14 protein-coding genes and 1 tRNA gene are annotated in these 13,577 nt (G+C 69.4%); 8 read left to right on the top strand and 7 right to left on the bottom strand.

Annotated features, from left to right (window positions below):
- Positions 1-3: 3 nt before the first annotated feature.
- Entirely contained in the window at positions 4-906 is a 903-nt protein-coding gene (miaA, locus tag ACOCEP_RS22915) for a tRNA (adenosine(37)-N6)-dimethylallyltransferase MiaA (protein WP_482331038.1), read from the bottom strand.
- Positions 903-1,589, bottom strand: a complete 687-nt coding sequence (locus ACOCEP_RS22910; protein WP_482331037.1) for a class III extradiol dioxygenase subunit B-like domain-containing protein — start codon at positions 1,587-1,589, stop codon at positions 903-905. Before ACOCEP_RS22910 ends, miaA begins: the two co-directional genes overlap by 4 nt.
- Before the next feature lie 235 nt (positions 1,590-1,824).
- Between ACOCEP_RS22910 and ACOCEP_RS22905 the strand changes: the two genes are divergently transcribed.
- Complete coding sequence (locus tag ACOCEP_RS22905) at positions 1,825-3,138, top strand: DUF349 domain-containing protein (RefSeq protein ID WP_482331036.1); 1,314 nt, start codon at positions 1,825-1,827, stop codon at positions 3,136-3,138.
- 256 nt (positions 3,139-3,394) lie between these two features.
- Positions 3,395-3,847, top strand: coding sequence for a hypothetical protein (locus ACOCEP_RS22900; RefSeq protein ID WP_482331035.1), 453 nt, complete (start codon positions 3,395-3,397; stop codon positions 3,845-3,847).
- On the opposite strand, the gene ACOCEP_RS22895 is transcribed toward ACOCEP_RS22900, so the two are convergent.
- On the bottom strand, positions 3,844-4,305 hold the full coding sequence (locus ACOCEP_RS22895; RefSeq protein WP_192745566.1) for an Rv2732c family membrane protein: 462 nt from the start codon (positions 4,303-4,305) through the stop codon (positions 3,844-3,846). The two genes, ACOCEP_RS22900 and ACOCEP_RS22895, sit on opposite strands and share 4 nt — an antisense overlap.
- On the bottom strand, positions 4,302-5,816 hold the full coding sequence (gene miaB, locus ACOCEP_RS22890; protein WP_016332724.1) for a tRNA (N6-isopentenyl adenosine(37)-C2)-methylthiotransferase MiaB: 1,515 nt from the start codon (positions 5,814-5,816) through the stop codon (positions 4,302-4,304). The genes ACOCEP_RS22895 and miaB overlap by 4 nt, the downstream gene beginning before the upstream one ends.
- A gap of 16 nt (positions 5,817-5,832) precedes the next feature.
- Between miaB and ACOCEP_RS22885 the strand changes: the two genes are divergently transcribed.
- Positions 5,833-6,744, top strand: coding sequence for a TAXI family TRAP transporter solute-binding subunit (locus ACOCEP_RS22885; RefSeq protein ID WP_482331034.1), 912 nt, complete (start codon positions 5,833-5,835; stop codon positions 6,742-6,744).
- On the opposite strand, the gene ACOCEP_RS22880 is transcribed toward ACOCEP_RS22885, so the two are convergent.
- On the bottom strand, positions 6,734-8,137 hold the full coding sequence (locus ACOCEP_RS22880; protein ID WP_482331033.1) for a sensor histidine kinase: 1,404 nt from the start codon (positions 8,135-8,137) through the stop codon (positions 6,734-6,736). The two genes, ACOCEP_RS22885 and ACOCEP_RS22880, sit on opposite strands and share 11 nt — an antisense overlap.
- Positions 8,138-8,141: 4 nt before the next feature.
- Entirely contained in the window at positions 8,142-8,831 is a 690-nt protein-coding gene (locus tag ACOCEP_RS22875; RefSeq protein WP_482339796.1) for a response regulator transcription factor, read from the bottom strand.
- 396 nt (positions 8,832-9,227) lie between these two features.
- Here ACOCEP_RS22875 and ACOCEP_RS22870 point away from each other — a divergent pair, with 396 nt between their 5' ends.
- The 5 genes from ACOCEP_RS22870 (at position 9,228) to ACOCEP_RS22850 (ending at position 13,109) form a co-directional block, all read left to right on the top strand.
- Entirely contained in the window at positions 9,228-9,956 is a 729-nt protein-coding gene (locus ACOCEP_RS22870) for an amino acid ABC transporter ATP-binding protein (RefSeq protein ID WP_007029281.1), read from the top strand.
- 56 nt (positions 9,957-10,012) lie between these two features.
- Positions 10,013-10,930 carry a glutamate ABC transporter substrate-binding protein gene (locus tag ACOCEP_RS22865; RefSeq protein WP_482331031.1) on the top strand — a complete coding sequence of 306 codons (918 nt, stop codon included), beginning with the start codon at positions 10,013-10,015 and terminating at the stop codon, positions 10,928-10,930.
- An 84-nt stretch (positions 10,931-11,014) separates the two neighbouring features.
- Positions 11,015-11,662, top strand: coding sequence for an amino acid ABC transporter permease (locus ACOCEP_RS22860; protein ID WP_072028053.1), 648 nt, complete (start codon positions 11,015-11,017; stop codon positions 11,660-11,662).
- Complete coding sequence (locus tag ACOCEP_RS22855) at positions 11,659-12,528, top strand: amino acid ABC transporter permease (RefSeq protein WP_482331030.1); 870 nt, start codon at positions 11,659-11,661, stop codon at positions 12,526-12,528. Before ACOCEP_RS22860 ends, ACOCEP_RS22855 begins: the two co-directional genes overlap by 4 nt.
- A 137-nt stretch (positions 12,529-12,665) precedes the next feature.
- Positions 12,666-13,109 carry a class I SAM-dependent methyltransferase gene (locus ACOCEP_RS22850; RefSeq protein WP_482331029.1) on the top strand — a complete coding sequence of 148 codons (444 nt, stop codon included), beginning with the start codon at positions 12,666-12,668 and terminating at the stop codon, positions 13,107-13,109.
- A 147-nt stretch (positions 13,110-13,256) separates the two neighbouring features.
- Here the strand turns inward: ACOCEP_RS22850 and ACOCEP_RS22845 are convergent.
- Positions 13,257-13,328 (bottom strand) — tRNA-Glu (locus tag ACOCEP_RS22845).
- Positions 13,329-13,577: the final 249 nt, after the last annotated feature.

Raw genomic sequence — 13,577 nt, 5'->3', positions numbered from 1 at the left:
AGATTACTGGGCCGCCGCTTCGAGGACGCGCTCGGCCAGCCGCTCCGAACCGCCGTCGAACCACTGGACGCGCTTGTCCCGCCGGAACCAGGAACGTTGCCTCCGCACGAACCTCCGGGTGGCCTGCGCGGTGGCCTCGGACGCGGCCTGGAAGTCGCCGTCGCCGTCGATGGCGGCGATCACCTGCTGGTAGCCCAGCGCCCTCGACGCGGTGAGCCCGTCGCGGAGTCCCCGGCCCAGCAACGTCCGGACCTCGTCGACGAGTCCCGCTTCGAACATGAGCTCCACGCGGCGGTCGACGCGGGCATCGAGCTCGGCCGGTTCGCGGTCGACGCCGATCAGGACCGTGCCGTAGCGCGCGGGCCCCGGTTTCGGCAGGTTCGCCGAGAACGGTTCGCCGGTGATCTCGATGACCTCCAGCGCGCGCACGATCCGGCGGCTGTTGGTCGGCAGGATGGCCGTGGCGGCGACGGGGTCGAGTTCCGTGAGCCGGGCGTGCATCGCGGCGACGCCGATCTCGTCGGCTTCGGCGGTCAGCCTGGCGCGCACGTCCGGATCGGTTCCCGGGAACTTGAGGTCGTCGAGGACGGCTTGGACGTAGAGACCCGACCCGCCGGTGAGGATCGGCACACGTCCGGCGTCGAGCAGTTCTTCGACGCGGGCGCGCGCGTCGCGCTGGTACGCGGCGACGGACGCCGTCTCGGTGACGTCGAGAACGTCGAGCAGGTGATGCGGCACGCCGCGCCGCTCCTCGACGGTCGCCTTGGCCGTCCCGATGTCCATCCCGCGGTACAGCTGCAACGCGTCCGCGTTGACCACCTCACCCCCGAGGGTGAGGGCCAGTTCGACCGCCAGCGCGGTCTTCCCGGTCGCCGTGGGCCCGACGACCGCGACCGGCCGGATCACGCGTGGTCCCAGACCGCGACGTGGTAACCGACGCCGAACGGCGCGGCGGAGTAGAGGACCTCGGCGGTCCAGTCCCCGTCGGCCAGACCGGCGAGGACCTGCCAGGGCGCGCGGCCACCGGCCCCGAGTTCGGCCGCCAAGGCCGGGTCGAGCGCGGTCAGCGCGCCGGTGTCGGCCTTGGCCAGCGCGTCGCGGACCCCGGCGTCGAAATCCTCCGCGCGCTCGTCCTCCCCACCCGGGGACCGCGGGCCGTGCCGGCTCGAACCGTCGCCGAGGACGAGCACCGCGGCGGGCTCTCCCAGCCCACGGGCGAACTGTTCGCACTGGTGGGCGGGCGTCGCCGGGTCGACGAGATGGATTCGGACGGACGACGCGCCGCCCTGCTCACGCAGCCAGCCGGCCACGAGCGCGGGCAGCGGCAGCTCGGTCTCGGGCGCCGTCACCCGGCTGAGTGAGACTCCGAGGTCGACGCCGAATCCCCGGAAAGACCCGCTCGCGTGCTCGGGCACCTCGGGCGCGCCTGCGGCCGCGCCGATGACGACCCAATCCGGCGAAGCACTGGTCAGGCGCCTCGCCGCGGCGAGACAGGCTTCGCGCAGCTCGGCGCACTCGTCCGCCGCTCCGGCGGCGAGTTCGGGGATGAGCAGCGGGGGTTGCGGGAGCACGGCGACACGGCGGATCACGGCCGCCGACGTTACCTTCCCAGCCCACGAAGACCGGCAACCGACCGACACCGGGGGTCCACCGGAAGTAGGATCACTGCCCTCTGGTGGTTCATCCGGTTCCACGGTGGACGCTGAGCTGCTTGAATGCCGCAAGGGGCCGACGCCCCCGAAGCAAGACGGCAACGCATTACCCGGCCCCGCCGCTAGGCGGGGCGCCCGCGCCAGCGGGCGTACAGGCGATAAGGAGCCTGCGATGGCCCAGGAGAACACGTCCACCGGTACCCCGGCACCGCACCCGGTACCGCACGCGCTCGGTGGCGGGCACCCCGCACCCCCCGTGCCGCCCGCCGAGCCCAGCCCCTCCGCTTGGGGCAGGGTCGACGACGAAGGAACGGTCTACGTCACCACTCCCGACGGCGAGCGCGCGGTCGGTGTCTGGCAGGCCGGGAGCCCGGACGAGGGTCTGCTCCACTACGCGCGGCGCTTCGACGACCTGCGCACCGAGGTCGAGCTGCTGGAGACGCGGCTGGAGTCCGGCGCGGGCGATCCGAAGCACGCGCTGGCGACGGCCACGCAGCTGCGCGACGGCCTCGCCGAAGCCGCCGTCGTCGGCGACATCGCCGCGCTGAGCGGCCGTATCGAGCAGGTCATCTCCCACGCCGAGAAGGCACTGGCCTCGGCCAAGCAGGAGCGTGAGGAAGCCCGCGCGGCGGCCGTCGTCCGCAAGCAGGCCCTCGCCGACGAGGCCGAGAAGCTCGCCGCCGAGTCGACCCAGTGGAAGGCCGCCGGCGACCGGCTGCGCGCCATCCTGGACGAGTGGAAGACCGTCAAGGGTGTCGACCGCAAGACCGACGACGAGCTGTGGAAGCGGTTCTCCAAGGCCCGTGAGGCGTTCAACCGGCGCCGCGGCTCGCATTTCGCCGAGCTCGACAAGCAGCGCGCGGGCGCCAAGCACCGCAAGGAAGAGCTGATCGCCGAAGCCGAAGCGCTCTCGGAGTCCTCGGACTGGGGCGAGACGGCGGGCCGCTACAAGGACCTGATGACCGAGTGGAAGGCCGCCGGTCGCGCTCCCAAGGACAGCGACGAGGCGCTCTGGCAGCGTTTCCGCGCCGCGCAGGACAAGTTCTTCGCCCGGCGGTCCGCCGTGTTCTCCGAGCGGGACGCCGAATTCGCGACGAACGCGCAGCAGAAGGAAGAGCTGCTCGTCGAGGCCGAGAAGATCGATCCCGCGGCCAACCTCGACGCGGCGAAGCAGCACATGCGGCGCATCCAGGACCAGTGGGACGAGATCGGCAAGGTCCCGCGCGAGCGCATCCGCGAGCTGGACGGGCGGCTGAAGGCCGTGCAGGACGCGATCAAGTCGGCCGAGGACAGCAAGTGGCGCCGGACCGACCCGGAGGCGCAGGCCAGGGCGGCGCAGTTCCGCGAGCGGGTCGAGCAGTTCGAGTCGCAGGCGGCGAAGGCCCGTGCGGCGGGGGACGAGCGGCGCGCGAAGAAGGCGGACGAGCAGGCGGCGCAGTGGCGTGAGTGGCTCGAAGCGGCGGAAGCGGCCATCGCGGACCGGTAGGTCTCAAAGCGCGTGAAGGCCCCCTTCCCTCGGCTGAGCCGAGGGAAGGGGGCCTTCACGCGCTTGCCGAGCAGTCCAGTGGTCGCGGGTGCCGGACTGGTCGGCGGCGTGTTGCGAAAGCCACTTTCGCAACGTTGAAGGTTGCGAAAGTGGCTTTCGCAACACTGGCGCGCGCGTCACTCCACTGTGGAGGGACGCCTGGCACCTTCGTGCGTATTCGAGCGCTCTCCGCGCGCAACCGTGGTCGACTTCGATCATGAACCAGACACTGATTCCCCCAGTACGCCGGGCGTTCGCCGCCGTGGCGATCAGTTGTGCTCTGGTGGCCGGGCTCGCCCCGGCCGCGTCGGCGACGGCCGCCCCGGCGCCGGCCCCGGTCTCCGCCGAAGCGGGTAAGAAGAAGGTCAAACTCGACGCTTCGCTCAGCAAGAAGCAGGTCAAGGTCAACGAAAAGGTCACGCTCAAAGGGACGCTGCAAGCACAAGAAGGCGCCGACGGCACGGACAGCCTCGAAGCGATCATCGTGCAGCAGCTTCAGGGCAGTGTGTGGGTGAACATCGCCGACACGACCTGCCGGCCCAACTCGACGTTCTCCCTGAAGCTGAGCTTCTCCCTCAGCGCGGTGATCACGCTGCGGGCCTACCACCCCGAAACCACGCTCTACGCGAGCGCGTACACGTCCGGCAACCTCACCCTGCGGGTCGGTTAGCTCCGCGAGAACGCGGCTCGCATCCAGTAGATGGCCAGCGCGACGGTGGCGATCCAGGCGACGATCAGCCCGAAGCCCGGACCGCCACCGACCGCGCCGGTCGCGTTGGAGGACTGCTGGGACCAGATCGCGAGCATTCCGTCGACGGAGGCGAACCACCCGCCCGCGGCGCAGACCCAGGCCAGCCACCAGCGCCGGGTCACCAGCGTGACGGCGGAGACGAACACCCCGACCCCGGTGGAGGTCGCGGCGAACAGCTGCGGGATCCCGCCGCCCCTGCCGAGCAGCACCTCCCAGCCGGCGTGCTCGCCGACCCAGGGCAGCAGCTGGGCGACCAGCAGCACGAACACCAGCACGGCGATGGTGAACCCGCGCCTGCCCAGTTCGATCGTCTTGGCCGCGCGTTCGCCGACTTCGTCGATCTCGGCGGCGAGTTCGTCGATCTTCGGTTCGGTCACAGCGCACACCCGCTCACCGGTTCCGGCGTGACTGCCGGGGCACCGAAGCCCGGCAGGCCCAGCGTCACGCCGTTGGTCTTCGGCCGCAGCCCGGCCTCGGAGTTGTCGCCCGCCTTGGTGCGGCGGTGCGAAAGCAGGTCGCCGTCGGCGACGAGATGGTGCGGCGCGCCGTAGGTCACCACGGTCTCGACGACGTCGCCGGGCCGCACCGAACGGTCCACGAGCGGTCCCGTCGGCGTGAAGTGGACGAGCCTGCCGTCCCGCGCGCGTCCGCTCATGCGCTGGGTCTCGGTGTCCTTGCGGCCTTCGCCGGAAGCCACCAGCAGCTCGACCCGCCGCCCGACGATCTTCTTGTTCTCGTCCCAGGAGATGTCGTTCTGCAGCTTCACGAGCCGCTCGTAGCGCTCCTGCACGACCTCCTTCGGCAGCTGCCCGTCCATCTCGGCGGCGGGCGTGCCCGGCCGGATCGAGTACTGGAAGGTGAACGCGCTGGAGAACCGTGCCTGCGCGACGACGTCGAGCGTCGCCTGGAAGTCTTCCTCGGTCTCGCCGGGGAAACCGACGATGATGTCGGTGGTGATCGCGGCGTCGGGCATCGACTCGCGCACGCGGTCGAGGAGCTTGAGGTAGCGCGCCGAACGGTAGGACCGCTTCATCTCGCGCAGCACCCGGTCCGAACCGGACTGCAGCGGCATGTGCAGCTGGTGGCACACGTTCGGCGTCTCGGCCATCGCGTCGATGACGTCCTCGGTGAACGCCGCCGGATGCGGCGAGGTGAACCGGACGCGCTCCAGCCCGTCCACCGAACCGCAGGCGCGCAGCAGCTTCCCGAACGCCAGCCGGTCGCCGAATTCGACGCCGTAGGAGTTCACGTTCTGGCCCAGCAAAGTCACTTCCAGCACGCCTTCGGCGACGAGCGCCTCGACTTCGGCCAGGATCTCGCCGGGCCGGCGGTCGCGTTCCTTGCCGCGCAGCGCCGGGACGATGCAGAAGGTGCAGGTGTTGTTGCAGCCGACCGAAATCGACACCCAGCCCGCGTACGCCGAATCGCGCTTCGCCGGGAGCGTCGAGGGGAAGGTCTCGAGCGATTCGAGGATCTCGACCTCGGCCTCGGCGTTGTGCCGCGCGCGCTCCAGCAGCGTCGGCAGCGAGCCGATGTTGTGCGTGCCGAAGACGACGTCGACCCAGGGCGCGCGCTTGACGATCTCGCCGCGGTCCTTCTGGGCGAGACAGCCGCCGACGGCGATCTGCATGTCCGGCTTCGCCGTCTTCTGCGGCCGCAGATGGCCGAGGGTGCCGTACAGCTTGTTGTCCGCGTTCTCCCGCACCGCGCAGGTGTTGAACACGATCAGGTCGGGTGTGGCCTCGCCGTCACCCGGTACGTAGCCGGCGTCCTCGAGCTGCCCGGCAAGACGTTCGGAGTCATGCACGTTCATCTGGCAGCCGAAGGTGCGGATCTGGTAAGTGCGCGCGCTCATCTCGCCTTCGAGGGTACGCGGGCGGGGTTCCATGGCACGATCGACCCTCATGAGGAGACCAGGGGTGCTCGCGGTGGTGATCGCCGTGGTCTGTGCCCTGGTCACCGGGTGCGGGCCCGATCTCTCCGGGACGAAGGTGCGGATCGCGGCGGGGCTCGACGGCGGCGTGTACGACAAACTGGCCGAGGCGCTGGCCGACGCGTGGGCCGCGCAGCTGGACATCGAGCGGCCCGTGATCCAGGAGACCCAGGGCTCGCCCGACAACGTCGGACGGGTGCGGGCGGGGAAGGCCGACGTCGCGTTCGTGGCGGCCGACGTGGCCGCCGACGACACCGCCGGGCTGGCCGCGCTGGCCCGGGTGCACGACGACTACCTGCACGTCATCGTCCGCGCCGACTCGTCGATCAAGTCGTTCGCGCAGTTACGCGGGCACAAGGTCGCGATCGGCTCGCCGGACTCGGGCGTCGAATTCCTGTCGAAGCAGCTGCTGAAGGCGTCGGGGCTGACCGGCGCGATCGACCGGCGCAATCTCGGCCTCCCCGAGGCGCTGCCCGCGCTGGAGAACCGGCAGATCGACGCCGTCATCTGGTCGGGTGGCCTGCCGACGCCGTCGATCACCGCGAAGGTGCACGCGGTCGGCCTGCGGCTGCTCGACATCACCGACCTCGCCGACGCGCTGCGGGCCACCAGCCCGGTGTACCGGACGGCGACCATCCCGGTGACGGCCTACAACCTGCCGTCGCCGGTGACCACGCTCGTGCTGCCGAACTTCCTGGTGGTGCCCACGTCGATGCGCGACGACGTCGCCGAGGCGCTCGTGCGCGGGCTGTTCGACGCGCGGGGCCAGCTGGTCAAGGCGGCCGGGGCGGCGCTGTCGATCGACATCCATCCCGCCATCGAGACCTCTCCGCTGCCGCTGCACCCTGGCGCGCTGCGCTATTTCCGATCACTCAAGGACTAGCACTGTTTAGAGGCAGGGTCACGGTCACCTGAAGGCCGCCGCCTTCGGGTGAGCCGAGCCGCAGCGAACCGTCCGAGCGGGCCAGGATCTCGGTGACGATCGCCAGGCCGAGGCCGGATCCGGGCACGTTCTGATGCGCGGTGCTGCGCCAGAACCGGTCCGCCGCGCGGTCCAGCTCGTCTTCGCGCAGGCCGGGGCCGTGGTCGCGGACGGCGATGCCGACCTCGCCGTCCGTGCTGGTGACGTCGACTCGCACCTCGGTCCCCGGCTCGGTGAACTTGAGCGCGTTGTCCAGCAGCGCGTCGAGGACCACTTCGAGGCCGCGCGCCGGGGTGAGGACCCGCAGCCCACCGCCCAGCCCGGTCGCCACCAGCGTGATGTCGCGCGCCGCGCCGACCACGGTCCAGTCGGCCACCCGGGCGCCCACCACCTCGTCGAGGCCGACCGGCACCAGTTCGCCGCCCGAGGCCTCGGCGCGGGCCAGCGAGAGGAGTTCGTCGAGGATCTGGTTGAGCCGTCGCGCGTCGACGACGGCGGCTTCGAGGTCGGCCGCGGCGAGGTCGTCGTCGACGTGGCCGTCGAGGTTGCCGAGCCGGATCTTCAACGCGGTCAACGGGTTCCGCAGCTGGTGGGAGGCGTCGGCGACGAACGCGCGCTGCGCCGAGAGCGCCTCGTCGACGCTGGCGGCCATCCGGTCGAAGGACCGTTCGAGCTGCCGCAGTTCCGGCGGCCCGCCGGTCTCCCCCACCCGTTTGACCTCGCGGCCGCTGACCACGGAGGCGACCAGTTCGCCGGTGGCGTCGTCGAGCCGCCGGACCGGCCGCAGGATCCAGCGCACCACCGGCACCGCGACCAGCAGCGCGAGCCCGAACGCCAGCACCGCGCCCGCCGCGATGAGCAGCCACCACCACAGCAGTTCGGTGCGGGCCTTGGCGGTCGAGGAGACGGTGATGACCGCGCCCCGCACCTCGCCGTCGATGAGGATCGGCTCGGCCAGGATCAGCGGCTCGGTGGTCCAGGGCATCAGCAGCGGTCCGGGCTCCGAACGCCGTCCGGCCAGCGCCTCCTGCAGATGGGAGGCGATGACGGGATCCTTGAGCTCGATCCCCACCTCGCCGGGCCCGCGGGCCACGGCCTCGCCGTCCTGGTCGACGATCGCCACCGGCACGTCGTAGACCTCGGTGTAGCGGTGGAGCTCGTCCACGATCAGGTCCGGCCGGTTCTCAACCAGCGGGCGCTGGGCCAGCGACGCGAACCGCGAGGTGTCGGTGAGACGGTCGAGGAAGAGGTCGAGCTGCACACTGGCCGCCACGCTGAGCGCGAGCGGGATGCCGAGGCCGAACACGAGCGCCGCGACCAGCGTCAGCACGATCGCCTGGAGCCGGACGCGCACCGGCTCAGCCCTCTTCCGCCGGACCGTAGGCGCCGCCGAGGCGGTACCCGACGCCGCGGACGGTCTCGATCAGCGCGGGCCTGCCCAGTTTGGTCCGCAGGGTGGCGACGTGGACGTCGAGCGACCGGCTCTCCGCCGGGCCGCGGTGCCCCCAGACCTCGTTCAGCACGTGATCACGGGCGCAGACCGCGCCGCGGGCGGTGACCACCAGTGCGAGCACCTGGAACTCCTTGCGGGACAACGAAACCGGCTGCCCGTCGACCTGCACCTCGTGGCGCCCGATATCGACCGCGACATCACCCGCCCGGATGACGCCCGGCGGTTCGGGCGCGGCGGGCCGTTCCCCGCGGCGACGGCGCACCGCCTCGACGCGGGCGACCAGCTCGTCGACGTCGTAGGGCTTGACCAGGTAGTCGTCGGCGCCGGACCGCAGCCCCTGGATCCGGTCGTCGACCTCGCCCCGAGCCGAAACGACGATCACCGCGACGTCGCTGACCGCGCGGATGCGACGGCACAGGACGATCCCGTCGATGTCGGGGAGCCCCAGGTCGAGCAGCACGACGTCGACCTCGTGCACCAGATCGAGCACGCCGGCCCCGGAGGCCAGGCGTTTGATCGTCAGGCCGCGCCGGGTCAGCGCGGGCGTCAAGGCGCCCGCGACCCGGTCGTCGTCCTCCACCAGCAGTACCCGCACCCGTGTCTTCCCTTTCACGCCGTCCCCGCACCGCGACGACTTGAAGAACGACTCTATGGGGTGAGTCACCTCTCGCGCTGCCCGTACCGGTGGGCCGGATGGCCCTGTGAGGGATCCACTGCACCCCGTAATGGTCACGATGCGTCACAGATCTGCTGTGACCCCGGTTACGGGACACCTCCGGCTTGTCTAGGCTGATCAGGGCCGGACGGAGGTGGACCGGGGCCGTCCGGTGGCTTGAGAACGATACGGACTTGAAACCCTAAGTATTGGTCAAGCCGTCTTTACAAGCGGTCCGACGGGAGTAGGTTTCCGCCATCGCGTGGTGCCTGACCCCGCAGTCCCCTGCAAACGAACGCTCCTGGAGGCCAGATGACCGCGGAGGTGGCGGCGCCGATGATCAAGGCGGCCGCCGTGAACAAGTACTTCGGCGACCTGCACGTGCTCAAGGAGATCAACCTCGAGGTGCCGCGTGGGCAGGTCGTGGTCGTGCTCGGGCCGTCCGGGTCTGGCAAGTCGACGCTGTGCCGGGCGATCAACCGGCTGGAACCCATCAACTCCGGCGAGATCGCGGTGGACGGCGTTCCGCTGCCCGCCGAAGGCAAGGCGCTGGCCGCGCTGCGCGCCGACGTCGGCATGGTGTTCCAGTCGTTCAACCTGTTCGCGCACAAGACGATCGTCGAGAACGTCATGCTCGCGCCGATGAAGGTCCGCAAGGTCAACTCGGCCGAGGCCCGCAAGACCGCGATGGACCTGCTCGAACGTGTCGGCATCGCCAACCAGGCCGACAAGTACCCCGCCCAGCTCTCCGGCGGGCAGCAGCAGCGGGTGGCGATCGCCCGCGCGCTGGCCATGCGCCCCAAGGTGATGCTGTTCGACGAGCCGACCTCGGCGCTGGACCCGGAGATGGTCCAGGAGGTCCTCGACGTGATGACCACGCTCGCCAAGGACGGGATGACGATGCTCGTCGTCACCCACGAGATGGGCTTCGCGCGGCGCGCGGCGAACCGGGTGGTGTTCATGTCCGACGGCGAGATCGTCGAGGACTCCACCCCGGACGACTTCTTCACCAAGCCGAAGACGGATCGCGCCAAGGACTTCCTCGGCAAGATCCTGACCCACTAAGCGTTTCCGCGGCGCGGGCTCGTGCCGCATCGACGGAAGAAACAGGAGAGGTTCACATGAGGATCCGCACCCTTGCGGTGGGTCTGCTCGTCGGCAGTCTCGCACTGACCGCTTGTGGCAAGGAAGGCACGCCCAGCTCGCCGGGCGGCAGCTCCGAAGGCGCGAACGCGGGCGCACAGCTGCCCCAGTACACGGTGGCGTCGAACGTCGACCTCGCGGGCTCCCCGGTCTTCGCCAAGATCAAGGCCGACGGCAAGCTGACCCTGGGCGTCAAGGACGACCAGCCCGGTCTCGGCAAGAAGGACCCGACGAGCGGCAAGTTCACCGGTTTCGACATCGAGATCGCGAAGCTGGTCGCCGCGAGCCTCGGTTTCGGCGAGGACAAGATCACCTTCAAGACGGTCGACTCCGGAGCCCGTGAGCAGGCCATCGTGAACGGTGACGTCAGCTACTACGTCGGCACCTACACCATCACCGACAAGCGCAAGGCCCAGATCTCCTTCGCCGGCCCGTACTTCGAGGCCGGCCAGGACCTGCTGGTGCGCAAGGACGAGTCGACGATCACCGGCCCGGAGACCTTGAAGGGCAAGAAGGTCTGTTCGGTCACCGGTTCGACCCCTATCCAGCGCGTCCGCGACCAGGGCCTGACCGAGCCCGGCAACATCGTCGAGTTCCAGAAGTACTCGCAGTGCGTCGAGAAGCTCAGCACCAAGGAGGTCGACGCGGTCACCACCGACGACGCGATCCTGAAGGGCTTCGCTTCGGAGGACTCCGAGAGCTTCAAGGTCGTCGGCAAGACCTTCTCGAAGGAGCCGTACGGCATCGGCCTGAACAAGGACGACAAGGTCCTTCGCGACAAGATCAACGACACCCTGCAGAAGGCGCTGGACGACGGCACCTGGCAGAAGATCTACGACGCCACCCTCGGCAAGTCGGGTTCGGCGGCGCAGAAGCCCACCCTGCAGAAGTACTGATGTAACCAGCGGCCGGTGGACCCGTGACGGGTTCACCGGCCGCTCCACACCCACCTCCAGTCGACGGCAGCGGGGAAAGGCTCCATGAACGTCCTGCTCGACAACCTGGATCTCTACGGTCCGTTCTTCCTCACCACGATCGAACTGTTCCTCTGGTCGGCGGTCGGCAGCCTGATCCTCGGCACGATCCTGGCGATGCTGCGGGTGAGTCCGGTCCTGGCGTTCCGCGCAGCGGGAACGACCTATGTGACGCTCATCCGCAACACCCCGCTGACGCTGGTGTTCGCGTTCTTCGTGTTCGCGTACCCGTTGCTGGACATCGTCAAGCTCAGCTTCTTCACCGCCGCGGTCGTCGCGCTGATCGTGTACACCTCGGCGTTCATCTGCGAGGTCGTCCGGTCGGGCATCAACACGGTCCCGGTCGGCCAGGCCGAAGCCGGACGCGCGCTCGGACTGACATTCGGTCAGATCCTCGGCCAGATCGTCCTGCCTCAGGCACTGCGCTCCGTGGCGCCGCCGATGATCAGCACCCTGATCGCGTTGCTGAAGAACACCACGATCGCCGCGGGCTTCTCGGTCGCCGAGGCCGGCGCGATCCGGTCCTACCTCTCGGAGCGGGGTGACAACCAGTTGATCGGCCTGCTGTGGGTCGCCCTGGGCTTCATCATCCTCGTCGCCGTACTTTCTCTCATCCAGCGGAGCCTGGAGAAGCGCTGGAGCGTGGCCCGATGAGCAGTGTCCTGTTCGACGTCCCCGGCCCCAAGGCGCGGTTGCGCCACCGCATCTACGCGGTCGTCGGTGTCCTCGCCATCGCCGCGTTCATCGCCTTCGTCGTTTACCGGTTCTACGACACCGGCCAATTCGACGCGCGTAAGTGGGAGTGGCTGCAGTACCAGCAGGTCCAGATCGACCTGTTGAACGCGGTGCTGGAAACGCTCCGCGCGTTCGCGACGGCAGCGGTTCTCGCGTTGATCTTCGGCGCGGTCTTCGCGGCCGGACGACTCTCCGACCACGTTTGGATCCGGCGCATCTCCGGGGCGATCGTGGAGTTCTTCCGCGCGATCCCCGCGCTGATCCTGATGTTCCTGTTCTACTTCGGGCTTCCTGCCGTCGGCGTTCCGATGACACCGTTCCTCGGCGTGGTCTTCGGTCTCACCCTGTACAACGGCTCGGTGCTCGCGGAGGTCTTCCGCGCGGGCATCCAGGCCCTGCCGAAGGGTCAGGCGGAGGCGGCGTACGCCCTGGGCATGCGCAAGACCCAGGTGATGTTCACCGTCCTGTTGCCGCAGGCGATCCGGGCGATGCTGCCGACCATCATCAGTCAGCTGGTGGTGCTCCTGAAGGACACCGCGCTGGGCTTCATCATCACGTTCCAGGAACTGCTGTACTACGCGCGTTACATCGGCACGCAGGGCGAGTTCGGGCGGCCGATCGTGCCCTCGACGCTGGTCGCGACCGGTATCTACATCTGCCTGTGCCTGCTGTTGACCGCACTGGCGACGTATCTGGAGAAGCGCAACCGGCGCAGCAAGAAGCACATCGACCTCGACGAGAAGAAGGCCGAGGAGACCGGGCTCGGAGCCGCGGCCTCCGCCTGATTCCTGTCAGATCTCTGGGTGTACGTAAAGGCCCCCTTTCTTGCGATAGATAGGCGCAAGAAAGGGGGCCTTCATGTATGTCGGGATAGGCCTCTTGGTCCTGTCGGGACAGCGGGCGCTCGGCTAGCGTCGGCCGTATGGCGGACCAGGCCGCGACGCTGCTCGAAGCGCTGCCGGGCCTGGCGGGCAGGGCGGTCCTGGTCGTCGGGTGCGGCGATGGCCGCTATCCGCGCCTGTTCCGGCGAGAGGGCGCGCGCCGCGTGGTCGGTGTCGACGCGGATCAGGCCTCGATCGCGGCCGCGCAACGCGAAGAGGAACGCGACCCCGTCGGGATCTCGTACGAGGTCCACCAGATCGCTCGGCTGCCGGTGATGGGGGCCTTCGACGTCGTCGTCGCCCTCCTGGAGTCGCCGGCCCATCTCGGCCGCGTCGCCGCGAGCCTGGTGACGGGCGGGCTGCTGGTGGTCGTCGCCACGAACGGGCTCAACCTGGAAGAAGGCCTGCGGGACAACGGTTTCCAGGATCTCGTCCTGCGCCGCCACGAGAGCGGCGACGTGCACAGCGCCCGCAAGACGGGCTGAGTCGCGCACCCTGGTGTCGAGCCAGGCTGGCCGGGGCTATGAATCCCGGCCGGTCGCCGGACCGTGCGCGTCTGGCGGTATGGGACACACGGACCCCACACCGCCGCACCGGTACGACGGAACAGGTTTCCCCGCCGTGCCGGGGCGTAGCGCGTGTGGGAGTCGAACCCACGTCACCGGGGTGAAAACCCGGTATCCCTTCCGCTGGACCAACGCGCCTTGGCCTGGAACACAGTCCGGCACGCATGCGCACCGGACTGCTTCGTTCCAGAAATCAGGGTCACCGCAAAGAAAAAGCCGCCCGGTTCGGTTTCCCGAAGGGCGGCTCCGCGTACGCGACGTCCGGCTAGGACGGCGGCGTGAAGCCACGTTTCTCTTCCATGCCAAGGAACATGGCGTAACAACGTCGCGTCATGCGTCCTCCTTGGTCGGTGTGAGGTAAGTGTGCGACAGGGAAGGAAGCGGCGG

Source organism: Amycolatopsis sp. CA-211722, assembly GCF_056828465.1.
Note: the sequence above shows the minus strand (reverse complement) of the source record. Positions and strands in the feature narration are given on the sequence as shown.

What these genes read in the sequence shown, in the direction of transcription:
- miaB (WP_016332724.1), bottom strand. Translation starts at nt 5,816, where the DNA reads ATGGAACCCCGCCCGCGTACCCTCGAAGGCGAGATGAGCGCGCGCACT.
- ACOCEP_RS22865 (WP_482331031.1), top strand. Translation starts at nt 10,013, where the DNA reads ATGAGGATCCGCACCCTTGCGGTGGGTCTGCTCGTCGGCAGTCTCGCA.
- ACOCEP_RS22900 (WP_482331035.1), top strand. Translation starts at nt 3,395, where the DNA reads ATGAACCAGACACTGATTCCCCCAGTACGCCGGGCGTTCGCCGCCGTG.
- ACOCEP_RS22905 (WP_482331036.1), top strand. Translation starts at nt 1,825, where the DNA reads ATGGCCCAGGAGAACACGTCCACCGGTACCCCGGCACCGCACCCGGTA.
- ACOCEP_RS22870 (WP_007029281.1), top strand. Translation starts at nt 9,228, where the DNA reads ATGATCAAGGCGGCCGCCGTGAACAAGTACTTCGGCGACCTGCACGTG.
- ACOCEP_RS22885 (WP_482331034.1), top strand. Translation starts at nt 5,833, where the DNA reads ATGAGGAGACCAGGGGTGCTCGCGGTGGTGATCGCCGTGGTCTGTGCC.
- ACOCEP_RS22850 (WP_482331029.1), top strand. Translation starts at nt 12,666, where the DNA reads ATGGCGGACCAGGCCGCGACGCTGCTCGAAGCGCTGCCGGGCCTGGCG.
- ACOCEP_RS22855 (WP_482331030.1), top strand. Translation starts at nt 11,659, where the DNA reads ATGAGCAGTGTCCTGTTCGACGTCCCCGGCCCCAAGGCGCGGTTGCGC.
- ACOCEP_RS22860 (WP_072028053.1), top strand. Translation starts at nt 11,015, where the DNA reads ATGAACGTCCTGCTCGACAACCTGGATCTCTACGGTCCGTTCTTCCTC.